Here is a 23,711-nt window from a genome sequence, read left to right on the forward strand (position 1 = left end):
GGCGCGATCGGATCCGTGAGACTTGGTCTACGGAGCGAGACTTGCGTTGCCGAGCAAAGTCTCGCTCCGCAGACCAAGTCTCGCGACCCCTCGGACAGGAGACGACGTGAAGCGACGAGGAACGTCGGCCGCTGCCGCGGCCCTGGCGATCGTCCTCGCCGGCTGCGCACCGGCCGCGGAACCGCTGCCGACCGGCGCGCGGCTGCACACGACTCCCGACGCCGGTCCGCGAGCGGCGTTCGTGGAACCCGGGCCGCGCGGCGTCACCGTCGTCGACGGCGACGACTGGACCCTGCCGGCCTCGGCGCTTCCGGCGGCGAACTCCGGCTTCTTCTCCGAGGAGACCAGCGAGGACGACCTCGTGCTCGTGCACTCCGTCGACGTGACCTGGGCGCAGCTGCAGCCCGTCGAGAGCGGGGTCGTGGACCGCACCGCGACCGGAGAGGCCCAGGGCATGGAGCTCGCCCGTCTCGACGAGCAGCTCGCGGAGCCCGGGGACTTCTGGATGCGCCTGTTCGCGAGCGCCGAGGGCTGGGCGCCCGCGTGGGTCGCCGAGGATTGCGGGGTCACGACCTACGGTCCGGACGAGGACGGCCAGGAGCATCTGCCGATCTGGGACGAGTGCGTCTGGGGGCACCTGCTGAACGCCTACGAGAGGCTGTTCGTCGACGAAGGGCTGGCCGCCGACCCGCGTCTGCGGTTCGTCTACGTCCCCGGAGCATTCGACTGGGCCGAGTTCGACTACGACATCGTCTCGGATGCCGTGGCAGCCGGCGACCTCGACGCCGACGCCTATCTCGCGTGGTATTCGCAGGCATGGCCGGACCTCGCCGACCTGTTCGGCGACCACGCGAACAAGCTCGTCTTCACCGGTGAGGACTACCCCTGGGGGCCGTTCGGCGCGGCCGACGACCTCCTCGCGGCGGATGCCGTGGACGCCGGTCTCGGGATCCGCAACGGCATCACCGAGGTGTCGAACTTCCATCTCTCCGAAGCGCCGTCCTACGGCTCGCACGTCCAGTCGGACGGTCATCTCGTCGTCGACGAATCGCTGCCGATCCACGCCGGGGACCGGATCGTCGCGACCGAGCACGAGTGCTTCGACGACTGCGGGTACGCCACGACCGATCCGTACTACGCCGTGCGGCAGGCGAATCTCAAGGCGCTGCAGCTGCGGATGAACTGGATGTACGTCGTGCCGGACGATGCGTACCTGACAGAGTACGCCGAGCACTGGGACTGGGTGCGCCTCTCGCTCGGGCAGACCGCCGAGACGTCCTCCGACGCCTGGGCGGCGCTGCGCGACGCCGAGGACACCTTCTGGATCGACGAGGACTTCCCCGGGGAGTGGGACGCGCAGCCGTGGGTGCGCAACCTGGAGCGCTGGCTCGTGCAGGTGGACGAGACGGGGTCCGTGGCGCATCGCACGGACGTCGACGTGCACACCGGCGATGTCGAGGCCGAGAACGGCACCGCGCACGAGGGGCTGTCCACGGACGTCGGGGGCGGCGATACCGGTTTCGTGTTCTCCGTCGACGAGCGCTTCGCCGGAGCCGTCGAGGGCGGTGCCGTGCTCAAGGTCACGTTCCTGGACGAGGGGACGGGCTCGTTCCGCGTCGAGACGGATGCCGGGGACACCGTCGCGGTGGAGCGCACGGGTTCCGGCCGGTGGCGCACGGCCACGATCGCGTTGCCTGCCGGGGCGGTCGGAGCCGAGGCTACGCGCCTGCGCATCGCGCTGGACGACGCGGCCGACGACCTCGTCGTCCGCTTCGTGCGGCTCATCGACCCGTCGTCCTGAGGGTGAACGCCGCAGTAACAGCCCGGATTAGGCTGAGCCCATGGCGCGGAAGATCGACATGGCGGCGGGGCGGACGGCTCTCGCCGCGGTCGGGACCGCCCAGGATGCCGGGACCAAGCCGTCGCGCACCGATCTCGCCACCGCCGTGCGATATCTCCTCCAGCTGCTCGAGGAGAAGGCGCCGGGCAACAGCGTCGAGGTGCGCGTCCCGCCGTTCGGTGCCGTCCAGGTCGTGCAGGGTCCCCGCCACACCCGGGGGACTCCGCCCAACGTCGTGGAGATGGACGCGTCGACCTGGATCGCGGTCGCGACCGGCGCCGAAGCCTGGGCGGATGCGGCGGCATCCGGGCGGGTGAGCGCGTCCGGCATCCGCGCCGATCTGGCCGACCTGCTCCCGTTGCGGCCGTGACGCTGCGGGCGCGAGCCTCCGCCGACGGTGGGACAATGGAGACATGACCACCTCCGATTCCCACGAGACGACCGAGGCGACCGTCCGCCGCGTGCCGCGCTTCGGCGTGTTCATGGGCCTGGGCATCGTGCTGGGGGTCATCGCCGCGGGCATCGTCACGATGGTCGGCAGCTACGAGGAGTCCGAGGCGCTCGGCATCGTCTACCCGCCGGGCCAGGTGTTCGGCTTCGCGCTGCTGTGGACCGTCCCGATCGGCCTCGCCCTCGGCGGCGTCGTCGCACTGGTCCTCGAGCGCGTCGCCCGCCGGCACGACCGCGTCGTCCGCGTCGACCATGAGACGGTCACCGGCGATCCGGCGGGGGACGCCGCGAACGGGTCCTGAACTCAGGCCAGTTCGGCGATCACCGGCCGGATCGCGGTGTCGAAGGCCACGACATCTCGGCGCAGGCCGTCGGTCACGGCGACGGTGAGCGCGCCGATCCACCAGATCCCGCGCTGGGTGAACGGCAGCACCTGCACGTTCAGCTCGAACGAGTGGGCGCGCCGCCCGATCTCGCGCTCGAACTCGGCGATCGCCGACGCGTACGCGCGGTACGCGTCCCCGCCCGCCGCGTTGCGCATGGTGTCGGAGTACCGGCGGTGCGCGGCGCGCGCGTACTGCAGCGAGGACGCGGCGTACGGGGCGATAGCCGCGCGCAGCTCGTCGGCGCCCGCCTGTGGAAGCGCGACCAGCGTGTCGAAGCCGTCGACGAGCTCCAGCGGAACGGATGCCGGATGCGCCCGCGGCTCGACAGTCATGTCCCAGTAGTCCCGCCACTGCTCTTCGAGCTCCGGCGTGGCATCCGCGGCATCCGGTGCCCGCACGACCAGGTCGCGCAGGGCCGGCAGGTCCTCGGGAGCCCGAACGCCCAGCTCCTGGCGCAGGGCGAGCGCGACGAGCACCGGAACGCTCGCATCCTCGCGAATCAGCCACTGCGGCTTGTCGGACATAGCCCCATCGTAGGAGGACACCGCGGCCGGGGCATCCGCGGATCTGGGGCCGTGTCGGCGGCGGTAGTCTTGTCGGGTGGCTGCCTCTCCCACCAACCCCTACACCGAAGCCGGCGTCGACACCGCGGCCGGTGATCTGGCCGTCGAGCTGATGAAGTCGTCCGTGCGCGCGACGCACGGCCCCGAGGTCCTCGGCGGGGTCGGCGGTTTCGCGGGCCTGTTCGACGCCTCGGCACTGCTGAGCTACCGCAAGCCGCTGCTCGCGACCAGCACCGACGGGGTCGGGACGAAGGTCGCCATCGCGCAGGCGATCGACAAGCACGACACGATCGGGCAGGACCTGGTCGGCATGGTCGTCGACGACATCGTCGTGGTGGGGGCCGCACCGCTGTTCATGACCGACTACATCGCGTGCGGCAAGGTCGTCCCGGAGCGCATCGCCGACATCGTGCGCGGCATCGCTGAGGGCGCTGCCGCCACCGGCACCGCGCTCGTCGGCGGCGAGACCGCCGAGCACCCCGGTCTGCTCGGCCCGCGCGACTACGACGTCGCCGGCGCCGCGACAGGCGTCGTCGAGGCGGATGCCGTGCTCGGCGCGGAGCGCGTCCAGGACGGCGACGTCGTGCTCGCGCTCGAGTCGAGCGGGCTGCACTCCAACGGCTATTCCCTGGTCCGCCACATCGTCGCCGGAGCCGGCATCGGCTACGGCGACAACGCGGCCGACTTCGGAGCGACCTGGGGTGAGGTGCTCCTGGAGCCCACCCGCCTGTACACGCAGCCGCTGCTGCGGCTGATCTCGACGCTCGACGGCGGAGTGCACGCGCTCAGCCACGTCACGGGCGGCGGCATCGCCGCGAACCTCGCCCGCGTCCTGCCGCAGGGCAGCTGGGCCGAGGTCGATCGTTCGACGTGGTCGCCGAGCCCGGTCTTCCGTGTGCTCAGCGACATCGCCGGCTCGACGCTCGAGTCGGCGGAGGGCACCTGGAACCTCGGCATCGGGTTCCTCGCGGTCGTCCAGGCGGAGAAGAAGGATGCCGCGATCAGCGCGCTCGCCACGGAAGGCATCCCCGCCTGGCAGGTCGCGACCGTCTCGACGGGCGCGCGTCCCGCCGGAGTGTTCGAAGAGGGCGCCAAGGGCGTCGACGGCGGAGCGGTGCGCCTGATCGGCGCCTACGCGGACGGAGCGAAGTAACACCCCATGTGCGGAATCGTCGGCATGGTCGGGAACGCCCCGGTCAACCAGGACATCTACGACGCGCTCCTGCTGCTGCAGCATCGCGGACAGGACGCCACCGGCATCGCGACGGCCGAGACCAGCGGCGTCATGCACATGGCGAAGGCCTCCGGCATGGTGCGCGAGGCCTTCCGCACCCGTGACATGCGGTCCCTGCTCGGCAACGTCGGCCTCGGCCACGTCCGGTACGCCACCAAGGGCACGGCGTCCAGCGAGGAGGAGGCCCAGCCGTTCTACGTGAACGCGCCGTACGGCATCATCCTCATCCACAACGGCAACCTGACCAACACGCGTGAGCTGACCGCCGACATGGCCCGCCGCTATCGCCGGCACCTGAACTCCTCGAGCGACACCGAGCTGCTGCTGAACGTCCTCGCCGGCGAGCTGCAGGAGACCACGTCCCCCGTGGACCTCGAGCCCGAGCGGATCTTCGAGGCGGTCACTCGCACCCATGAGCGCATCGAGGGCGCATACGCCGTGATCGCCGTGATCGCCGGATACGGTCTGCTCGCGTTCCGCGATCCGTTCGGCATCCGACCGCTCATCCTCGGACGCCGACCGTCGACCGTCGAGGGACGCGAGGGGCGCGACGAGTGGGTCGTCGCGAGCGAATCGCTCGTGCTCGAGAACGGCGACTACGAGGTCGTCCGCGACGTCGAGCCCGGCGAAGCCGTGTTCATCACGAACGAGGGCGAGCTGTTCACGCGCCAGTGCGCGACGTCCACGCAGCTGACCCCTTGCGCGTTCGAGTACGTCTACCTCGCACGGCCGGACTCGATCATGAACGGCATCTCGGTCTACGAGTCGCGACTGCGCATGGGCGACCGCCTCGCGGACACGATCGCCAAGCACGTCCCGCTCGACGAGATCGACGTCGTCATGCCGATTCCGGACTCCTCGCGTCCGGCGGCCATGGAGGTCGCACGGAAGCTCGGCATCGAGTACCGCGAGGGCTTCTACAAGAACCGCTATGTGGGCCGGACCTTCATCATGCCCGGGCAGGCGGTGCGCAAGAAGAGCGTGCGGCAGAAGCTCAACGCGATGTCGACCGAGTTCCAGGGCAAGAACGTCCTGCTCATCGACGACTCGATCGTCCGGGGCACCACCAGCCAGCAGATCATCCAGATGGCCCGGGACGCCGGGGCGCTGTCGGTGACCTTCGCGTCGGCCGCGCCGCCCATCCGGCATCCGCACGTGTACGGCATCAACATGCCGTCGCGTCATGAGCTCGTGGCGTACGGGCGGACGATCCCGGAGATCGCGGCCGAGCTGGGCTGCGACCATCTCGTCTACCAGGAGGTGGAGGACCTCAAGGCCGCGATCACCGAGGGGTCCGCGGTCTCCGAGCTCGACCTCAGCCCGTTCGACGGGAACTACGTCACCGGAACGGTGTCGGAGGAGTATCTCGGCTGGGTGGAAAGCACCCAGACGTCGTGACGGCGGACGTGAGTGCTCGTCCGCTCTGGCGGGGACGGGCGCTCGCAGTCCTCGGCATCCTGCTGTGCGCGTTCTCGCTGCGCTCGGCGGTCGCCTCGCTCTCACCGCTGATCGACCACATCGCCGCGGACTTCACGCTCTCGTCGACCGTGCTCGGCCTGATCGGCACGGCGCCTCCGGTGTGCTTCGCGCTCTTCGGGCTGGCGACACCCCTACTCGAACGTCGGCTCGGCCTCGAGCGGGTCACGGTCATCGCGCTCACCGCGATCGCCGCCGGACTCGTGCTGCGCGGCTTCTCGGTGGATGCCGTGACGCTGCTGCTCGCGACGGCGCTGATCTTCGCCGGAGTCGGCATGGGCAACATCCTGCTCCCGCCGCTGGTGAAGAAGCACTTCCCTGATCGCCTCGGGGTGATGATGACGCTGTACACGACGTCGATGTCGCTGTCGACGTTCCTGCCGCCGCTCGTCGCCGTGCCGGTGGCGGATGCCGCGAGCTGGCGGCTCTCGCTCGGCATGTGGGGCGTGTTCGCGATCGCCGGAGTCATCCCCTGGATCATCATGCTGGTGAGGGACAGGACCGCGGCCGCGACGGCCTCAGCCCTGCCCGTGATGCGTCAGCCGGCTGATCCCGAGATCGATCCCGCGACGCTGTCCACCGGACCGATCGCGGTCGCACCGACCAGTTCGCGCATCTTCGGACGGCTCGCGCGGCTGCCGCTCGCCTGGGCCCTCGCGATCGTGTTCGGCACCTCCTCGACCATGGCGTACGTCTCCTTCGCCTGGCTGCCCTCGATCGTCACCGATCTCACCGGGGTCTCGGCCGCCACGGCGGGCCTGCTGCTGTCGCTGTTCGCGTTCATGGGCCTGCCGTCCTCGCTGCTCGTGCCGGTGCTGGTGGTGCGGTTCCAGGCGACGAGGCCGCTGTTCCTCGTGTCCGCGGTGAGCGGGATCGTCGGCATCGTGGGTCTCCTGCTCTGGCCGGGGCCCGTCCTGGTCTGGCTGTGGATCACGTTGTTCGGCATCGTCGGGGCGATGTTCCCGTTGGCTCTCGTGCTCATCAGCATCCGGGCGCGCACCCCGGAGAGCGCTGTGGCGCTGTCGAGCTTCGTGCAGAGCGCCGGCTACGTGATGGCGGCGGCGTTCCCGTTCGCCGTCGGCATCCTGCACGACGCGACGGATGCGTGGACGGCGCCGCTGCTCGTGATCATCGCGGTCCTCGTGCTCTCGATCCCGTTCGGCATCGTCGCCGGCCGCCGCCGAACCGTCGAGGACGAGTGGGAGCTGCGGCACGGACGCTGGTGAGCCGCGTGTCTCCGGGCGTTCTCAGCGACCGAAGGCGCTGCACGGCGACGATCAGTCGAACACGACCTCGTCGCCGACGCGGATGACGCCGCCCCGGCCGGAGCGGTCGTCGACGTCTCCGCTCACACCCGGCAGCAGCAGGAGGCGCCCGAGCGTCGGCTCCGCCTGGCCGATGCGCGACGTCAGCGTGGTGAGGACTCTGGCGTCGCGGACGCCGGTATCGGGGTTGGCGTGCGTCGCGAGGCATCGCACGATCGGTCCTGCCGGCGTGAATCGCACGTCTCCGATCCGCACGTCTCCCGTCCAGTCCAATTCGTCCCAGGCCTCGACACCGTCGATCACGATGTTGGAGCGGAAGCGGCGATCGTCGATCTCCTGCTCGAGGGCGGCGCCGAGCGCCGCGACGCTCGCGGTGCTGTGCACCGACACGTAACCGCGAGCGCGGTCCTGGAATCGCGAGCGCTCTCCGTCGCCCACCAGCACGATCGGCAGCCGCCCCGGGCGACGCAGGCGCTTCGCCTCGGCGGATTCCATGACGAAGGCGGTGACGGCCTCCGACAGCTCGCGGCGACCGTCCTCGTCCAGGCCGGCCTGCGCCAGCAGTGCGTCCCCGCGCATGATCCGCACCCGTCGCGCCGTGTCGTCGTACGTGAGCCGGAGCTCGGCGAGCGTGGGGAACGACTCCAGCGCGAGTCCCTTCGACTTCGGCCAGGAGTCCAGGCCGTCGCGATCCTCGGGGGTCGTGGCGTCCGCGAACCGGAAGGCGAGAACCCGATCGCCGGCGATGCGTCCGTCCGGCTGCACGACCAGTTCGTCGCGAGCCTCGGGGGTGAACCCCTTGACGGGGTGACGGAAGAGGGCGACGACGCGAGGCATGTCTGTCATCCTGTCACGCCTGCCCCGGGCATCCGGGCATGACGATGACCCCGCCGCGGTGCGACGGGGTCATCGAGGAGCGAACCCGGGCGTCAAGCCCTTTCGAGCTCGTCTTCGTCTTCGTCCGCGTACTGGTCGGCCCACTTGTCGACGTAGGCGTCGTCCTCCGAGTCGCTCGGATGACCCAGCTCGCGCTCCAGCGCAGAGTAGTTCACCGACGGACTGTACGCCTTGAGTTCGCGGGCGATCTTTGTGTGCTTCGCCTTCTGACGGCCACGGCCCATGCGCGAGACCCCCTCACGATCTAAGCTGCGGGCAGCTGCGGCCCGCGCATTCACGACACCGGCTGACGGCCGGTAAGAGTAGCATTCAGGATAGCACGAGGGCCAGAGCGACTGGCCGATCGAGACCAGGGGAAGGGGGCGATCCGCATGTCAGATGCCGGTTCCGCGTCGTCCGAGGAAGCCGTCCAGAACAGCGAGTTGCAGAAGGCCGTGATCGTCGGCGTTCAGCCGGATCAGCCCGCGCGCGTGCTGCAGGAGGCCGTCCGCTACGCGACTCTTCTGAGCGCGCCGCTGGTGGTCGTCCACGTCGACGTCACGCGCTTCGTCACGTACGAGGACCCCGACGGCTACGTGCATTCCGCTCCCATCGACATGAACATCGAGACCGGTGCAGCCGAGTTCGAGCACGTCCAGGAGGCCGCGACCAAGGCGCTCGAGGGGACGGGGCTGACCTGGACGGCGCGCCAGCTCGTCGGCGACCCCGCTCTTGCGATCAAGCAGCTCGCCGGCAAGCTCGACGCCCAGCTCATCGTGATCGGCACGCGCAAGCGCGGCATCGGCGAGTCGATCCGGGAGTTCTTCACGGGATCCGTGGCGGCGCGTCTCGCGCACCGCCAGCACCGCTCGATCCTCGTCGTCCCGCTCGAGGAGCCGGTGCCCGACGACCAGGCCGAGATCTGGACCGAATAGACGAGCGTCCTCCCCCGTGCGACGCGCGGGGGAGGACGACGCCTCACTCCGCGAGGGCCCGGGTCACATCCTTGGCTGCGGCATCCAGGGCCCGCTCGAGCTCGTCGACGACGGTCGCCGGAAGCGCGCCGCCGCGGGCGACGTGCGTGCGCAGGTCCGCCCGGATGCGACCGCGGAAGCCGTTGACCGCGGCATCTGCGCGCTGCAGCTGTTCCCGGCTCGTGACGCGGACGTCATCGGGACCGGTGGAGCGCGAGCGGTCCTTGGAGCCCTGACGCTCGTCCTTGGCCGCAGCGGCGAGATCCGCGCGCAGGCTCTTCATCGCCTCCTGGACGCTCTGGCGCACCTCGTTGGCGATCAGGCGGACGGAATCCGCGAGATCGTTCTCGATGCCCGCCAGGTCGTCCTCGCGGGAGGCGAGTTCGGCGCGGCCGGCGTCCGTGATCGCGTAGATCGTGGTGCGGCCGTCGACGGTCTTGGTGACCAGCCCCTCCTCCTCGAGCTTCGCGAGCCGGGGATAGATGGTGCCGGCGCTCGGGGTGTACGTGCCTCCCGTCCGGTCGGTCAACGCCTGGATGATGCCGTACCCGTGCTGCGGGGATTCCGCGAGCAGCGACAGCAGATACAGGCGCAGGTCGCCGTGGGAGAAGACCGCGGGGCTCATGCTTCCCACTCCGCGTCGTCGGCGACGGTGCGCACGGGCTGGCGCAGCACGGTGATGTCGCCGGAGACGGAATTGGCGCGGATGTCCACGAAGCTGCCGGCCAGCTCTCCGGCCGATCCGGTGTAGTTGGTCGGGCCGGACGAACCGCGATCGATGCCGTCGATCAGGACGCGACCGCTCATGGAGCGCATCACGTAGTTCGCCGGCAGCGTCTCCTCGAGACGGATGGTGCTGTCGCCGGCCACCGTGTTGAGGTTGATCGTGTTGACGTTGCCCGCGGCATCCACCCACATCGCGCCGGACACGGTGTCGATGGTGGCCTTGCGGACGGAACCGGTCACCGCGACATCGCCCGACACGCTGTTGGCGCTGAGGGCTCCGGTCAGCTCGCGGATCTGCACATCACCGGACACCGAGTTCACCGACAGGTCGCCCGTGTGCGTGTCGACGATGATGTCGCCGGACACCGTGTTCAGCTTCGCGTCGTTCGCGAGGCCGGACACGAGTGCACCGGCGCTGACGACTCCGAGCGTCAGCGCGATGCCGCGGGGGACCGCGACGCTGACCTCGGCCTTGGGGCCGCCGGACCCGAAGTTGCGGAAGACCTCGAGGAAGTTGTCCCAGCCGAGCTGGGGGTGATCGATCTCGATCTGCGTGCCATCGGATTCGATGCGCAGGTCCTTGGTCGTGACGCCGTGCACCTCGATGCGGATGCCGGGTTCGTCGTGGGCGATGACATCGACCTGGCCGCCGACGAGGCCGACCTTGAGCCGGGACGCCTGGGCGATGTCGATGACGCGTTCGTCGCCGGGGGCGATGAGCCACTTCTCGGTCATGTTCGTCTCTCCTGTTCGGCGATATCGAGATATATCGCGTGCCAGAAGAGTAACACGATATATCTCGAGATTGTCAAGAACTCCGGCAGAAGCGGAGTTGACATTGACGCAACGTCAACTTCTATCGTCGAGATATCGAGAACGGAAGGAGGATGCCGTGGTCACACGGGACTGGTCGATCCAGGAGATCGCCCGCCTCGCGGGCACGACGAGCAGGACGCTGCGTCACTACGACGACATCGGGCTGCTCCCGCCGACCCGCATCGCGCACAACGGGTACCGCCACTACGACGAGCAGGCGCTCGTCCGGCTGCAGCGGATCCTGCTGCTGCGCGAGCTCGGACTCGGGCTGCCGCAGATCGCCGAGGTGCTCTCCCGCGAGCGCGCCGAGGCATCCGCGCTCGAGACCCACCTCGCGCTCCTGCGCGAGGAGCAGACCCGACTGACGCGTCAGATCGCGTCGGTCGAATCCACCATCGCCGCATTGAGAGGAGGTGAAGAACTCATGGCAGAGAACATGTTCGACGGCTTCGACCACACCCAGTACAAGGAAGAGGTCGAGCAGCGCTGGGGAACCAAGGCCTACGTCGACAGCGACCGCTGGTGGCGCGGGATGACCGACGCCGAGCGCGCCGAATGGCAGCAGCTCGTGTCCGACCTCGGACGCGACTGGATCGCCGCCGCCGAGCGCGGCATCGATCCCGCCTCCGACGAGGCGCAGGCCATCGCGAGACGCCACGTGCAGTGGCTGACCGGCGTCCCCGGGACTCCGGCCGCACGGCCCGACGGCGACGTCAAGGGCTACGTGATCGGGCTCGGCGAGATGTACGTGGCCGACCCGCGCTTCGGCGCGAACTACGCCACCTCCGACGGCGGCACCGCCGGCGCCGAGTTCGTCCGCGACGCGCTCCGCATCTACGCGGAGGCGAATCTGTAGGCCGATCCTCATTCGTGTTCACCCTGTCCGTCGATCTCCGGCGGACAGGGTGACACCGACGGGCCGAAGCGGCCGGATACAGTGGCGAGCGTGATCCATGTGCGCCGCGCCCTGCTCGTGGCGCTCGGAGGTGCGCTGGGCACGGCAGCGCGGCTCGCCATCGGCCTGGCGATCCCGGATGCCGCGGGCATCCCGACCTCCACCCTCGCGGTGAACATCCTCGGCGCGTTCCTCATCGGCATCCTGTCGGCGCGGCTCCCCGCCTCCGCCGATCTGCGGATCCTGCTGGGGACCGGCGTCCTCGGCGGCTTCACCACCTACAGCGCCTTCGCCGTGGGAACCGTCCAGCTGTGGACGGCGGCACCGCTGCTCGCAGCCCTCTACGCCCTGATGACGCTCGTCCTCGGTGTCCTCGCCGCGCTCGCCGGCATCCGTCTGGGCACGCCACGGAGGCCGGTGTGAGCGCGCTCGTGTTCGCGCTGGCGGCCTGCGCCGGGGGACTCGGCGCCGCCGTGCGCTACCTCGTCGACGTCGGCGTGGCGGCCGCGCTGCGCCGCGGCCGCCCGTCCGCCGCACCTGCCTTCGGCTGGGGGATCCTCGTCGTGAACGTCACGGGGTCGTTCGTCCTGGGGTTCGTGACCGCGCTGCTCCCGGACGCCGCCTTCGTCTTCGGAGCCGGATTCCTCGGCGGATACACGACCTTCAGCACCGCCGTGCTGGACAGCATCGGCCTCTGGCGCGACAGGGCCCGCGCGGCATCCGCGCTTCATCTGGTCGGCACGTTCGGGGCATCCGTGCTCGCCGCGATCCTCGGGCTCTGGATCGGCCTGAACCTGTGAACGGGTTCACAGGATGCTGCATGCCGGCTGTGGAATACTGACGCCCGCACCCCTGTCGCGCTTTTCTACCGAGAGTCAGCCGCCTTGTCGAAGCTCGCCGTCCTCAGTCTGCGCAACCGCGCGCTCATCGCCCTCGTCACGATCGTCGCAGCCGTGTTCGGCGGACTCGCGCTGAACAACCTCAAGCAGGAGCTGATCCCCTCGCTCGAGCTGCCGGCGCTGATCGTCATGACCAGTTACCCCGGCGCTTCGCCTGAGGTCGTCGAGAACGACGTCTCCACGCCGATCGAGACCGCGATCCAGGGGGTTCCGGGACTCGAATCGACGACCGCGACGAGCACCACGAACGCCTCGATCGTGCAGGCGACCTTCGCCTACGGCGAGAACCTCGCGACCGCCGAGCAGAAGATGCAGCAGGCGATCAACCGGATCTCCTCGCAGCTGCCCGACGAGGTCGAACCGCAGGTGCTGTCGGTCTCGATCGACGACCTCCCCGTGATCCAGATCGCCGTCACCGGATTCGACGACGCCCAGACCGCTCAGGCCGATCTCGAGAACGTCGCGATCCCCGATCTCGAGGACGTCGACGGCGTGAACGCCGCCGAGATCGTCGGCGGCATCGGCCAGCGGGTCACGATCACCCCGGATGACGCCGCGCTGGCCGAGCGAGGGCTCAGCACGCAGGCGATCAGCTCGGCCCTCGAGCAGAACGGCGTGCTCTTCCCGGGCGGCGAGATCACCGAGGGCGACGAGACGCTGACCGTGCAGACGGGCGCGAAGCTGTCCACGGTCGACGAGATCGCCGCGCTCCCGCTCGTGGGATCCGACGCCACGATCGGCGACGTCGCGACCGTCGGCCTCGGCTCCGACCCGGTGACCTCGATCTCGCGGGTGGACGGCGAGGACGCCATCACCATCTCGATCACCAAGCTCCCCTCCGCCAACACCGTCGAGGTGTCGCAGGGCGTGATCGCCGCGCTGGACGAGATCTCTGACGCGTTCCCGGATGCCGAGTTCACGGTCGTGTTCGATCAGGCGCCGTTCATCCAGCAGTCCATCGAGACTCTCGCGACCGAGGGACTGCTCGGCCTCGCCTTCGCGGTGATCGTGATCCTCGTCTTCCTGCTGTCGGTCCGCTCCACGCTCGTGACGGCGATCTCGATCCCCACCAGCGTGCTGGTCACCTTCATCGGCCTGCAGGCGTTCGGGTACACCCTGAACATCCTCACCCTCGGCGCCCTGACGATCGCGATCGGGCGCGTGGTCGACGACTCGATCGTCGTGATCGAGAACATCAAACGCCATTACGTCGGCGACGCCGACAAGATGAGCGCCATCGTTCTCGCCGTGCGCGAGGTGGCCGGCGCCATCACGGCATCCACCATCACCACTGTCGCCGTGTTCCTGCCGATCGTCTTCGTCGGCGACATGGTCGGGGAGCTCTTCCGGCCGTTCGCGATGACGGTGACCATCGCGATGGCCGCCTCCCTCCTCGTCGCCCTGACGATCGTGCCCGTGCTGGCGTACTGGTTCCTCCGTCCCGGCAAGCCGCTGCTCGACGAGAACGGCGAGGAGATCGACCCCGAGCACCCCGATGCGCCGCCGACGCCTCTGCAGAAGGCGTACCGGCCGATCCTCAGCTGGACGCTCAAGCACTCCGGCATCACGGTGCTCCTCGCCGTGCTGGTCCTGGCCGGCACGCTCGCCGCCGCCCCGCTGATGAAGATCAACTTCCTCAGCGATTCGGGGCAGAACACGATGACCGTCACCCAGGATCTGGGCCCGACCGCGAGCCTGCAGGCGCAGGACGAGGCCGCGGCCATGGTCGAGGACGCCCTGATGGATGTCGACGGCATCGAGACGGTGCAGGTCTCGATCGGATCCAGCGGATCCTCGCTGCGCGACGCCTTCTCCGGCAGCGCCGGGATCACGTACTCGATCCAGACCGATCCCGACGCCGACCAGGCGGCGCTGCGCTCCGTCGTGCAGGACGCCGTCGACGATCTCGAGAACGTCGGCGAGGTGACCGTGGCGGCTTCGGCCGGTTTCGGCAGCACGGACATCGAGGTGGACATCACGGCTCCGAGCGCCGAGGCGCTGCAGGAGGCGACGGATGCCGTCACCGCCGAGCTCGACGGACGAGACGGCATCGGAACCGTGACGGACAACCTCGCCGCCTCGCTGCCGTACATCGCCGTGGTCGTGGACCGTGAGGCCGCGGCCCAGGCCGGGCTCAGCGAGGTCGCGGTCGGATCCATCGTGTCCGGCGCGATGCAGCCGCAGCAGATCGGGTCCATCGAGCTGGACGGCACCGCGCTGACGATCTACCTGGCCGACCCCGAGCCGCCCACGACCGTGGCCGCGCTGCGCGAGCTGGCGATCCCGACGCCCGCCGGCATGATCGAGCTGCAGGACGTCGCGACCGTCGAGGAACGCGAGGGCCCCACGTCGATCACGACCGAACAGGGGCGACGCACCGCCACCGTGACGGTGCCCCCGGCATCCGACGACCTCGCGGTCGCGACCGCGTCGGTGACCGCAGCCCTCGAGGACGTCGATCTGCCCGATGGCGCGGATGCCGAGGTCGGCGGCGTCGCCGAGCAGCAGGCCGACTCGTTCTCGCAGCTCGGACTGGCCATGCTGGCCGCGATCCTGATCGTGTACGTCGTGATGGTCGCGACGTTCAAGTCGCTGCGCCAGCCGCTGCTGCTGCTGGTCTCGGTGCCGTTCGCGGCGACCGGTGCGATCCTGCTGCAGATCGTGACCGGCATCCCGCTCGGCGTCGCCTCGCTGATCGGCGTGCTGATGCTCATCGGCATCGTCGTGACGAACGCCATCGTGCTCGTCGACCTCGTGAACCAGTACCGCGAGAAGGGGCTCTCGGCGCACGACGCCGTCATGGCGGGTGGCGAGAAGCGTCTGCGCCCGATCCTCATGACGGCGCTCGCGACGATCTTCGCCCTCACTCCGATGGCTCTCGGCATCACGGGTCACGGCGGGTTCATCTCGCAGCCGCTCGCGATCGTGGTGATCGGCGGGCTGGTGTCGTCCACCGTGCTGACGCTCATCGTGCTGCCCACGCTCTACAACCTCGTCGAGGGGGCGAAGGAGCGACGGGCGGCGAAGCGCGCCGGACGCGACGGCGACGGCGGTCCCGCGGACCCGGCGCCGGGATCCGGTCCGCGGACCGACGCGCCCGAGAACGGTGCCGCGGCGGATGCCCAGGCACGGGCCTGGTCGTTCGTGGGCGCGGGCGCCGAAGCTCCGGTTACGGAGCAGGAGGCGCCTGCCGAGCCGTCCGGACAGCGTGCGGCGGACCGCCATCAGGGAGCTGGAGCGCCGACGGAGGCATCGCGGTCGACGGACATGGAGCGGTCGGCTTCTCCTGCGCATCGGCTGACGGCCTATGACGCCGAGCCGGAGCACTCCTCGAACACGTCCGCGGTCGCCGCTGCTGCCGCCGCCTCCGCCGCTGCCGCCGCGGCCGCTGCTGCCGCCGCCGCGGCATCGGCCGTGGCCGCGTCCGTCGACCAGAGCGAACACGCGCGGACCCGACGTGAGCTGCGGGAGCGTCACACCGGTCTCCCGCCGGCGAACCCGCTGCGCTGACCGCCTGCTCGGCTCCCGAGACCCGGAGAACCGCGCGAGATCCGGACGAACGGCGCCGGAGCATCCGGATCTCGAGCGATCGTCCGGATCCCGGATCGCCGTCGGCGGGACCGCGCCGGGCGCGGTCAGCCCAGTTCGATGCCCCAGTGCAGGGTCCAGCTCTCGCCGGGGAGCAGTCGTCGGATGCCGAGGCCGCTGTTGAGCGCGTCCGCCGGCGCCGACATCGGCTCGATCGCGACGGCGAGCTGCTGCCCCGGGTAGGACGTGGTCGTGTACACCTGGACGTAGTCGAAGCCGTCGCCCTGCCAGAGCGTGACCCGACGGCCGTCGGGAGCAGTGAGCGTGTGACGCACGCGCCCGTCGGCGTCTCTCGCGAGATCCGCGAAACCGGTGTCGAGGACGATGTCACCCAGGCGGACGCCGTCGCGCAGCTCCGCCGGTGCCGGCGACGTCCCGGTCGGGAGCATCCGGTCGTCCACCTCGAACTGCGTCCGCGCGGGGACCGTGAGCACGAGCTCTCGCGGATCCACGTCGTCGATCGTCACGAACGGATGGGTGCCCAGGGCGACGGGGGCCGCGGCATCCGAACGGTTCTCCAGCACGTGCTCGACCGCGATGCCGGTCTCGGTGAGCGTGTACGTGACCGTCGTTCCGATCTCGTACGGCCAGCCGGTCTGCGGCACGATCGTCGCGCGCAGCGATGCCTGCGAGCCGTTCTGCACGACCTCGTACGCGGTGAAGCGCAGCAGTCCGTGACTGGCGTTGTCCAGCTTCGGCTCCGTGATCGCGAGTCGGCGGGTGGTGCCGTCGTCGTCCCAGACGCCGTCTCTGACCCGGTTCGGCCACGGCGCGAGCACGACACCCGAACACGCCGGCGTCGGCTCCCCGAGAGGGTACGGCGGGACGAGGCCGGTGCCTCCGACGGTCAGGGATCGCAGGGATGCTCCGACCTGCGCGATCTGCGCGGTGACCGCGCCCCGCTGCAGATGGATCTGAGTGCCGGTGGGGGAGAGAGAAGTCACCACGACATCGTACGGGTGACTTCTCAGCCGGGCGCGATACTCTGGAGGGGTCGGCTTCGGACAGCCGCGCAGCGGCGCGGGCGTTTTTGTGTGAAGTGTGAGTCCAGGGGCCGATGGTGAGCGTCGATCGACGCGCATGAACCATCACATGAATGGCCCCGGCCGACGGATGTCCGGGTATCGTCTGCGTGCGCGCAGGCTGCTGTTCTCGTGCAGAGAACTGAAGGACACACCCATGCCCAAGAACCACAAGCCCAAGGGCGGCCGGCCCGCGCGGAACTTCGAGCCGCGCTACGCCAAGAAGACCCCGTTCCACGACCGCCACGGCGAGGGGCGCGGTTCGCGCTCGGATGCCGGGGACGAGCGCTCCTCCTACCGGCCCTCCGGACCGGGGAGCCGGAGCCCGAAGCATCGCGGCTATCGGCCCGAGCCCGCGTCCGGAGCTCCCAAGCGTCGCTGGACCGAGCAGGAGCGCGCCGGCCGTGATGAGGCGCGTTCGATCCGCGGTCGCGCGGAGGGCGGACGCCGGGAGGCTCCGCATCACCGCGGGGAGCGGGCGACGGGCGAGCGGGCAGGATCCGGCGGCGGTGGCCGTCGTTTCGACGCCGACCGTCCGCGGTACAGCAGCGACCGCGGCGCAGACCGTGCGCGGTACGGCGGGGATCGCGGTCAGGATCGCTCGCGCTACGACGGCGAGCGACCGCGGCGCGATGCCCGCGACGACCGTGGCACCGGGCGGGCAGGCCGCGACGCCGACCGCCCGCGTTACGACGGCGCGCGCGGCGGAGACCGTCCGCGGTACGAGGGAGATCGTCCGCGGTACGGCAGCGACCGCGATCAGGACCGTTCGCGCCGTGACGGCGATCGGCCTCGCCGCGACGGCTACGGCGATCGCCCGCGCTACGAGTCCGACCGGAACGACGCCCGTCGGCGTCGCGACGTCGAGGGCCGCCCGCGCCGCGAGCGCGCACCGCAGCGTTCGCGCTACGACGAGGATCGCCCGAAGCGCTACGACGAGGACCGCCCGCGTCGCGACGATCGTCGCGGTGAGCACCGTCCCGGTCGCGACGACTGGAACGCCAAGCCGGCGGCCTCCTTCCAGCCCACCGAGGACGTCGTCCACGAGCGGCTCGAGGCGAAGACCGTGCAGGCGACCGAGGTCGAGAACGTGACGTTCGCGGACCTCGGGCTGGGTTCGAACATCGTCGAGACCCTGGCGAACATGGGCGCGGAGACGCCGTTCCCGATCCAGGCGGCCAGCATCCCCGCGGTGCTCGAGGGCCGTGACGTCCTGGGGCGCGGTCGCACCGGCTCCGGGAAGACGATTGCGTTCGGCGCCCCGCTCGTCGAGAGCATCCTCACGTCCCAGAAGGGCAAGCGGCGCGAGTTCGGCCGTGCCCCGCGGGCGATCATTCTCGCGCCCACCCGCGAACTGGCGCTGCAGATCGACCGCACCATCCAGCCGATTGCGCGCAGCGTCGGACTCTTCACGACTCAGATCTACGGCGGTGTGCCGCAGGCCCGCCAGGTCGGGGCGCTGAAGAAGGGCGTCGACATCGTGATCGGCACTCCCGGGCGCATCGAGGACCTCATCAACCAGGGCAAGCTCGACCTCTCCGACTGCCGCATCGCGGTGCTCGACGAGGCCGACCACATGTGCGAGCTCGGGTTCGTCGAGCCGGTGCAGCGGATCCTCCGCCGCACCGCCGACGGCAGCCAGAAGCTGCTGTTCTCGGCGACGCTCGACCGTGAGGTCGCCGCGCTCGTCGACGAGTTCCTCGTGGACCCTGCCGTCTTCGAGGTCGCCGGCGAGAACCAGGACACCGGCACGATCGAGCACCGCGTGCTCGTGATCGACCACCGCGACAAGGCCGAGATCCTCGCTTCGCTCGTCGATCGCGACGGTCAGACGCTCGTCTTCGCGCGCACCCGGGCGTACGCCGAGATGCTCGCCGAGCAGTTCGAGGATGCCGGGATCCCGGCCGTCTCGCTGCACGGCGACCTGAACCAGGCGAAGCGTACGCGCAACCTCGCTCGGCTCACCTCGGGCAAGGTGCAGGTGCTCGTCGCCACGGACGTCGCGGCCCGCGGCATCCACGTCGATGACATCGATCTGGTCGTCCAGGCCGATGCTCCGGACGAGTACAAGACCTACCTGCACCGTTCCGGCCGCACCGGCCGCGCCGGCCGGTCGGGTCGCGTCGTGACGCTCATCACCCGCCAGCGTCAGCGCCGGATGTCCGAGCTCCTGGACCGCGCCGAGATCGACGCGCCGTTCGAACAGGCGCGCGTCGGTGACGAGGTCATCGAGGAGATCGCCGGTCGCGTGCCGACCGCGGCGGATCTGACCGCCTGACACTCGCGAGACGTCCTTTGCGGCGTGAGACTTGGCTCACTGCGCCAAGTCTCACGCCGCAGCCCAAGTCTCGCGGGTGCGGTCAGACGATCCGGTGCTCGTGCAGCGTCGACTCCAGAGGCGTGCCGTTGAGGTCGAGGTAGAGCTGCGCCTCGGTGACGGTGAGCGTGGCGGCGTTTCGCCGTTCGAGCGCTTGCGTGCCGGCGTCGATGAATCCGGGATCGAAGCCGTACACGCGGATCGCGTCGGCGTCGTGGATGCGCTTGCCCTCCCAGGCGGCGACGACCTTGATCGGATCGCGGTGCGTGTAGACGACGGTGCGGGAGGCCGCGCGGCTGCCGAAGTGCATGCGCTCGGCATCCGGGGCGCCGATCTCGATCCACGCCGTGATGCTGCCGGTGAGATCGCGCACGACGATCGCGGGCTTGTCGGTGGAGGAGAGGCCCTCGCTGAACGCGATGCCCTCGGTGTGCTCCAGGCAGTAGGCGAGGACGCGCGTCAGCATGTAGGCGTCCGTCTCGGAGGGATGCTTCGCCACCCGGAGCGTCAGATCGTCATACACCCCGCGGTCCATGTCCGCCAACTGGACGGTGAAGGTGTGGATCATCGCGCCGATCGCCATAGCTCTCGAGCCTACGCGTCGCCGGTTCGTGCGATGTGCGCGTCAGAAGAGCATCGGCTGCGCCGGAGCGGACGCCGGGGGCGCCGGTGCTCCCGGCCGAGGTGGAAGGGCACGCGCGCCGCGCGGGCTCGCGGCATACAGATCGTCCTCGTCGCGTCCGTCGAGTCGATGCATCCGGATGAGCGGCCGGATGCGCTTCGCGAGCCATTGCCGGTACGCCTTGGGCGCCTCGGCGGAGACTCCGGGGTAGAGCCCGCGGTAGGACGAGACGAGGTCGGGTCGGTGCTCGCCGAGCCACTGCATGAACCACGGCTTCACCCCGGGGCGCAGGTGCAGGGCGCCGTAGATGACGCGCGCCGCACCGGATTCCCTGATGCGCGCCAGTGCGGCGTCGATGGCGGCGACCGAGTCCGTCATGTGCGGCATGATCGGCATGAGGAAGACCGTCACGCGGAATCCGGCATCCGTGAGCGCCCGGACCGTGTCCAGGCGCGCCTGCGTCGAAGGGGTTCCGGGTTCGATCTTCTTCTGCAGATCGTCGTCGTACATCGCGATGGACATCTGGATGTCGACGGGCACGTGTGTGGACGCAGCGACCAGGAGCGGGATGTCGCGGCGCACGAGCGTCCCCTTCGTGAGGAGCGACATCGGAGTCCCCGACTCGGCCAGCGCCTCGATGATGCCGGGCATCAGACGGTACCGCCCCTCAGCCCGCTGGTACGGGTCGGTGTTGGTCCCCAGGGCCACGGTCTCGTGCTGCCAGCTGCCCCGGCGCAGCTCGCGTCGGAGCACCTCGACGACATTGGTCTTGACGACGATCTGCGTATCGAAGTCCGAGCCGCCGTCGAGATCGAGGTACTGGTGTGTGCCGCGGGCGAAGCAGTTGTGGCTGATCACTCCGTTTGCGATGAAGTCACCCGTGCCTGTCGTGATGTCGATCAGGTCGCGTTCGCCTTCGAGCGGGGTGATGCTCACCACACGCAGGTCCGAAGCCGTCTTGACCGCCGTGTTCTCGATCGAGAGCTCTCCCGCGGTCCCTGTGTCGAGCGCCAAGATGGGGCCAGTGCCAAATCCGAGCAGTCGATTGTTCGTCGTCAGATGAGGACGCTGTCCGGTTTCACCACTCGTCACGTGCTTCCAGCCTCGATCCGTGAGGAAGCGGTGATCCCCGCTCGCGACGATCTGCGTACCGTCAGCCAGGTTGACGCGATACGCGGTCTTCCGTGTGTGCCATTTCGCCTTGACGATCGTGCGGACATATCGGCGGTACATGCCTTGCACGACCGTGCCGAAAATCTCGTCCCCGATCTCGAGTTCGCTCAGGGGACGCTGCCTTCCGTCGGCGCACAGGATCAAGGTGTCCGGAGAAAGGCAGTACACGCAGGCATGACTGCATCCGCGGTACGGGTTGATCGTCCACGAGAAGGGCATGCGCGACGGACCCGGCACCTTGTTCAGCGCAGACTTCGCGAGCACCTCGTGGAAGGTCATGCCTGCGAACTCGGGGGTCGTCACGGAACGGACGATGCCGCTGCGGTTCTCGAGCCCTGGCAGGGCGGAGTCGTCCACCTCGTCGATCGTCTGCCCTTGCCATCGCATGCCTTCATTCGAACAAAGGACCGATGTGATGTCAAGTCGCCTTCGAAGAAGAGTTCTATCCCTCGATAGGGCGGAACGGGTCGGGAAGCGTCGGCGCGGCCAGCGGGTGTCGTCGCTCGCGCGTCGGGCGGGGCCCGGCCGTCGAGACATCGGGGACCCGGATGCCCAGCGCGTCGACGGGGGAACCGGGTCGCACGCGGAGGTCGCGGGACTCGGCGTCCAGGAACAGCGGATCGGCGGTCACCGAATGACGATCGTGGCCGAGTCGCGCCCACTCGTCATCCAGCGGCTCGACGATCTCGAAACCGACGGAGCCGTCCGCCCGGGTCTCGCGCGCGGCGTTCGCCGCGCGCTCCGCGCCCGGTATCGGCGTCGCATCCCAGAACAGGTTCAGGTCGCTGTCGATCCCGAAGTTCCTGATGTCGCGATGATCCGGATAGCCGACGAAGGCGGGCATGCCCTCGCTCACGACGATGTTGCGGTGGAAGGTGAAGGACACGTGCTCCTCGGGGCGTGTGATGGACACCTGCCCGCTCCGGCCGTACGCCCAGATGTTGTCGCGGATCATCACCTCACGGCCGTAGTGCTGGTGGTATGACTGGCTCGAGACGTCGTGGACGACGTTCTGCTCGATCACCACGTGCGACGAACCCTCATCGAGGTAGATCCCCCAGCCGCCGTAGTTCGCGCATTCGACATCGTGGATATGGTTTCCGCGAACGACCGTTCCCGGCGCGATGCCGAGCAGGTAGACGCCGCCCATGTCGTTGAGCAGCCCCTTGCCGAGGTCGTGGATGTGATTGCCCTCGATGCGGTTGCCTTCGGATGGACTGTGCAGGTAGTCCCACATCCACCCGACGGAGATGCCGGAATAGAAGAAGTCGCGGATCTCGTTGTGCGCGATCACGTTGTGGGAGCCGTGCTGGAACAGGACGGCGACCGTGTTCGGGTACACCTGACCGCCGCGCTCGATGAGGCAGTCCGAGACCTCGTTCGCCTGGTTGTAGTCCGGGCCGAGGGCATCGATCCCTCCGCCGGATCGCACGGCGCCCGCGCCGAGATCGGTGAAGCGGACTCCGCTCACGAGGGTGCCGCGGGATCCCGCCCCGAGGCTGAGAGCGTATCCGCCGACGCGTTCGACTGCCCCGCCGATGAGCGCACAGGAGCGCGCATGCGTGAACCGCAGAGCCGCCGGCACGGTGCTCGCGGCCTGAACATCGGCCGCATACCGACCGTCGGCCGGCAGTTGCGGGTCTTCTCGCACGCCGAACGGCGGCATGGCCGGCGGCACGGACGCGAAATCCGCCTCGGCGAAGCGGATGCCCTCGAACCGCACCTCCCGCACGGGATCCTGTGCGGTCCCGGCGAGCTCGACGAACGCGTCGGTCACCGGCATCCGCACATCGAGGTCGGTCATGTCCTGACCCTCGAGCGGCAGGTAGAGCACGTGCGGCCCGCTCGCCCCGGCGAGTGCACCGGTGGCGTCCAGGTACCACTCGCCCGGAACCTCGCCGAAGCTCTCCGCGACGTTGTCCAGGTAGTACCGGGCGAACAGGGCCGCCGCGTCGTCCCGGAGCGCGAAGATGCTGCGCAGCGAACTCGTGACGGTGCGCGTCTCGCGGTCGATCGCGGTGATCGGCATGCGCTCCTGGACCCAGTAATGGGGCACCACGACCTCCACGGCCTCGGGCTGTGCCAGCTCGGGGATGTCGCCGTCGACGTAGCGGAACGACGCGGCGCCGTCGAAAAGAGTGCCGACGAAGCTTCCGGCCGGATCGAGTCCGTCCTGTTCCTCGACGCGCAGGAACCCATCGCGCGGAAAGCGAGGGCGTGGTGCGGCGACGCCCCCGACGTACAGGCGGCGTCCCCCGGTGCGAGGAGCCGGCGCGGCCCAGGCCTGCACGCCGTTCACGCTGACGGGCCGCCACCCGCTGATGCGGACCGATCCCCGCAGCAGCGGCGGGTCGTCGGCGTCCCGCGCCACGACGGACGTGAAGGAGTCACCGCCCGTGAACACGACGGGCTCGGCGTGGGGATACTCGCCGCCGCTCATCCAGATGACCGCGCGCTGTCCCGGCTCCCGACGCGCACGCACCAGGCGCAGCCCGTGCTCGAGGTCGTTCGCGGGGTAACCGCGCGACCCGTCGGCGTACGGTGAGCCGTCGGGCGCGACATGCACCTCGATCCTGTCCGTGCTCATCG

General features: G+C 69.6%; 21 protein-coding genes. 12 read left to right on the top strand and 9 right to left on the bottom strand.

Annotated elements, in window-relative coordinates:
* The first annotated feature begins 106 nt into the window (after window positions 1-106).
* From KYX17_RS20485 to KYX17_RS20495, 3 genes are read left to right on the top strand one after another with little or no spacing between them, the layout of a single operon-like run.
* On the top strand, window positions 107-1,801 hold the full coding sequence (locus tag KYX17_RS20485) for a hypothetical protein (protein ID WP_243229052.1): 1,695 nt from the start codon (window positions 107-109) through the stop codon (window positions 1,799-1,801).
* Window positions 1,802-1,841: 40 nt separating this feature from the next.
* Window positions 1,842-2,210 (top strand): sterol carrier family protein, encoded by a 369-nt coding sequence (locus KYX17_RS20490; protein ID WP_243229053.1) that lies wholly within the window; start codon window positions 1,842-1,844, stop codon window positions 2,208-2,210.
* 43 nt (window positions 2,211-2,253) lie between these two features.
* Window positions 2,254-2,592: a potassium transporter Trk gene (locus KYX17_RS20495; RefSeq protein ID WP_243229055.1), complete on the top strand. Its 339-nt coding sequence runs from the start codon at window positions 2,254-2,256 to the stop codon at window positions 2,590-2,592.
* A gap of 2 nt (window positions 2,593-2,594) precedes the next feature.
* On the opposite strand, the gene KYX17_RS20500 is transcribed toward KYX17_RS20495, so the two are convergent.
* A complete protein-coding gene (locus tag KYX17_RS20500; RefSeq protein ID WP_243229057.1) occupies window positions 2,595-3,200 on the bottom strand; it encodes a zinc-binding alcohol dehydrogenase in 606 nt (201 codons plus the stop codon).
* 76 nt (window positions 3,201-3,276) lie between these two features.
* Between KYX17_RS20500 and purM the strand changes: the two genes are divergently transcribed.
* Genes purM through KYX17_RS20515 form a run of 3 tightly spaced genes read left to right on the top strand, consistent with a single transcriptional unit; the run spans window position 3,277 to window position 7,175 of the window.
* Window positions 3,277-4,392: a phosphoribosylformylglycinamidine cyclo-ligase gene (gene purM, locus KYX17_RS20505; RefSeq protein ID WP_243229059.1), complete on the top strand. Its 1,116-nt coding sequence runs from the start codon at window positions 3,277-3,279 to the stop codon at window positions 4,390-4,392.
* A 6-nt stretch (window positions 4,393-4,398) separates the two neighbouring features.
* On the top strand, window positions 4,399-5,871 hold the full coding sequence (gene purF, locus KYX17_RS20510; protein WP_243229061.1) for an amidophosphoribosyltransferase: 1,473 nt from the start codon (window positions 4,399-4,401) through the stop codon (window positions 5,869-5,871).
* Window positions 5,868-7,175 carry an MFS transporter gene (locus tag KYX17_RS20515; RefSeq protein ID WP_243229063.1) on the top strand — a complete coding sequence of 436 codons (1,308 nt, stop codon included), beginning with the start codon at window positions 5,868-5,870 and terminating at the stop codon, window positions 7,173-7,175. Before purF ends, KYX17_RS20515 begins: the two co-directional genes overlap by 4 nt.
* Window positions 7,176-7,226: 51 nt before the next feature.
* Here the strand turns inward: KYX17_RS20515 and KYX17_RS20520 are convergent, their stop codons facing one another.
* Entirely contained in the window at window positions 7,227-8,051 is an 825-nt protein-coding gene (locus tag KYX17_RS20520; RefSeq protein ID WP_243229065.1) for an MOSC domain-containing protein, read from the bottom strand.
* Between the two features lie 92 nt (window positions 8,052-8,143).
* A complete protein-coding gene (locus KYX17_RS20525) occupies window positions 8,144-8,335 on the bottom strand; it encodes a DUF3073 domain-containing protein (protein WP_243229067.1) in 192 nt (63 codons plus the stop codon).
* A 147-nt stretch (window positions 8,336-8,482) separates the two neighbouring features.
* Here KYX17_RS20525 and KYX17_RS20530 point away from each other — a divergent pair, with 147 nt between their 5' ends.
* A complete protein-coding gene (locus tag KYX17_RS20530; protein ID WP_243229068.1) occupies window positions 8,483-9,025 on the top strand; it encodes a universal stress protein in 543 nt (180 codons plus the stop codon).
* A 43-nt stretch (window positions 9,026-9,068) separates the two neighbouring features.
* Here KYX17_RS20530 and KYX17_RS20535 read toward each other — a convergent pair whose 3' ends face one another.
* Together KYX17_RS20535 and KYX17_RS20540 are read right to left on the bottom strand one after the other, a co-directional pair.
* Window positions 9,069-9,689 carry a PadR family transcriptional regulator gene (locus tag KYX17_RS20535; protein ID WP_243229070.1) on the bottom strand — a complete coding sequence of 207 codons (621 nt, stop codon included), beginning with the start codon at window positions 9,687-9,689 and terminating at the stop codon, window positions 9,069-9,071.
* Window positions 9,686-10,525 (bottom strand): DUF4097 family beta strand repeat-containing protein, encoded by an 840-nt coding sequence (locus tag KYX17_RS20540; RefSeq protein ID WP_243229072.1) that lies wholly within the window; start codon window positions 10,523-10,525, stop codon window positions 9,686-9,688. The genes KYX17_RS20535 and KYX17_RS20540 overlap by 4 nt, the downstream gene beginning before the upstream one ends.
* Window positions 10,526-10,682: 157 nt before the next feature.
* Between KYX17_RS20540 and KYX17_RS20545 the strand changes: the two genes are divergently transcribed.
* The 4 genes from KYX17_RS20545 (at window position 10,683) to KYX17_RS20560 (ending at window position 15,910) form a co-directional block, all read left to right on the top strand.
* Window positions 10,683-11,462: a MerR family transcriptional regulator gene (locus KYX17_RS20545; protein ID WP_243229073.1), complete on the top strand. Its 780-nt coding sequence runs from the start codon at window positions 10,683-10,685 to the stop codon at window positions 11,460-11,462.
* A 90-nt stretch (window positions 11,463-11,552) separates the two neighbouring features.
* A complete protein-coding gene (locus KYX17_RS20550; RefSeq protein WP_308220923.1) occupies window positions 11,553-11,924 on the top strand; it encodes a CrcB family protein in 372 nt (123 codons plus the stop codon).
* The gene (locus KYX17_RS20555) at window positions 11,921-12,301 is read left to right on the top strand and encodes a CrcB family protein (protein ID WP_243229075.1); all 381 of its coding nucleotides are present in this window, start codon (window positions 11,921-11,923) and stop codon (window positions 12,299-12,301) included. Before KYX17_RS20550 ends, KYX17_RS20555 begins: the two co-directional genes overlap by 4 nt.
* An 84-nt stretch (window positions 12,302-12,385) precedes the next feature.
* Window positions 12,386-15,910, top strand: a complete 3,525-nt coding sequence (locus KYX17_RS20560; protein WP_243229076.1) for an efflux RND transporter permease subunit — start codon at window positions 12,386-12,388, stop codon at window positions 15,908-15,910.
* A 125-nt stretch (window positions 15,911-16,035) separates the two neighbouring features.
* On the opposite strand, the gene KYX17_RS20565 is transcribed toward KYX17_RS20560, so the two are convergent.
* On the bottom strand, window positions 16,036-16,932 hold the full coding sequence (locus KYX17_RS20565; RefSeq protein ID WP_243229078.1) for an aldose 1-epimerase family protein: 897 nt from the start codon (window positions 16,930-16,932) through the stop codon (window positions 16,036-16,038).
* 235 nt (window positions 16,933-17,167) lie between these two features.
* On the opposite strand from KYX17_RS20565, the gene KYX17_RS20570 reads away from it, so the two are divergent.
* A complete protein-coding gene (locus KYX17_RS20570; protein WP_243229080.1) occupies window positions 17,168-19,288 on the top strand; it encodes a DEAD/DEAH box helicase in 2,121 nt (706 codons plus the stop codon).
* A gap of 82 nt (window positions 19,289-19,370) precedes the next feature.
* On the opposite strand, the gene KYX17_RS20575 is transcribed toward KYX17_RS20570, so the two are convergent.
* Genes KYX17_RS20575 through KYX17_RS20585 form a run of 3 tightly spaced genes read right to left on the bottom strand, consistent with a single transcriptional unit; the run spans window position 19,371 to window position 23,709 of the window.
* Window positions 19,371-19,910 carry a YaeQ family protein gene (locus KYX17_RS20575; RefSeq protein WP_243229081.1) on the bottom strand — a complete coding sequence of 180 codons (540 nt, stop codon included), beginning with the start codon at window positions 19,908-19,910 and terminating at the stop codon, window positions 19,371-19,373.
* Window positions 19,911-19,952: 42 nt separating this feature from the next.
* On the bottom strand, window positions 19,953-21,659 hold the full coding sequence (locus tag KYX17_RS20580) for an Rv2578c family radical SAM protein (RefSeq protein WP_374208975.1): 1,707 nt from the start codon (window positions 21,657-21,659) through the stop codon (window positions 19,953-19,955).
* Complete coding sequence (locus tag KYX17_RS20585) at window positions 21,565-23,709, bottom strand: right-handed parallel beta-helix repeat-containing protein (protein WP_243229085.1); 2,145 nt, start codon at window positions 23,707-23,709, stop codon at window positions 21,565-21,567. Before KYX17_RS20585 ends, KYX17_RS20580 begins: the two co-directional genes overlap by 95 nt.
* Between the last annotated feature and the right edge of the window lie 2 nt (window positions 23,710-23,711).

The organism is Microbacterium sp. CIAB417, from assembly GCF_022788845.1.

Bases quoted from the DNA above. Each gene is read 5' to 3' on its own strand.
- KYX17_RS20490 (WP_243229053.1), top strand. From the start codon at position 1,842: ATGGCGCGGAAGATCGACATGGCGGCGGGGCGGACGGCTCTCGCCGCG.
- KYX17_RS20495 (WP_243229055.1), top strand. From the start codon at position 2,254: ATGACCACCTCCGATTCCCACGAGACGACCGAGGCGACCGTCCGCCGC.
- KYX17_RS20500 (WP_243229057.1), bottom strand. From the start codon at position 3,200: ATGTCCGACAAGCCGCAGTGGCTGATTCGCGAGGATGCGAGCGTTCCG.
- purF (WP_243229061.1), top strand. From the start codon at position 4,399: ATGTGCGGAATCGTCGGCATGGTCGGGAACGCCCCGGTCAACCAGGAC.
- KYX17_RS20520 (WP_243229065.1), bottom strand. From the start codon at position 8,051: ATGCCTCGCGTCGTCGCCCTCTTCCGTCACCCCGTCAAGGGGTTCACC.
- KYX17_RS20525 (WP_243229067.1), bottom strand. From the start codon at position 8,335: ATGGGCCGTGGCCGTCAGAAGGCGAAGCACACAAAGATCGCCCGCGAA.
- KYX17_RS20530 (WP_243229068.1), top strand. From the start codon at position 8,483: ATGTCAGATGCCGGTTCCGCGTCGTCCGAGGAAGCCGTCCAGAACAGC.
- KYX17_RS20535 (WP_243229070.1), bottom strand. From the start codon at position 9,689: ATGAGCCCCGCGGTCTTCTCCCACGGCGACCTGCGCCTGTATCTGCTG.
- KYX17_RS20540 (WP_243229072.1), bottom strand. From the start codon at position 10,525: ATGACCGAGAAGTGGCTCATCGCCCCCGGCGACGAACGCGTCATCGAC.
- KYX17_RS20570 (WP_243229080.1), top strand. From the start codon at position 17,168: ATGCCCAAGAACCACAAGCCCAAGGGCGGCCGGCCCGCGCGGAACTTC.
- KYX17_RS20575 (WP_243229081.1), bottom strand. From the start codon at position 19,910: ATGGCGATCGGCGCGATGATCCACACCTTCACCGTCCAGTTGGCGGAC.
- KYX17_RS20580 (WP_374208975.1), bottom strand. From the start codon at position 21,659: ATGTCTCGACGGCCGGGCCCCGCCCGACGCGCGAGCGACGACACCCGC.
- KYX17_RS20585 (WP_243229085.1), bottom strand. From the start codon at position 23,709: ATGAGCACGGACAGGATCGAGGTGCATGTCGCGCCCGACGGCTCACCG.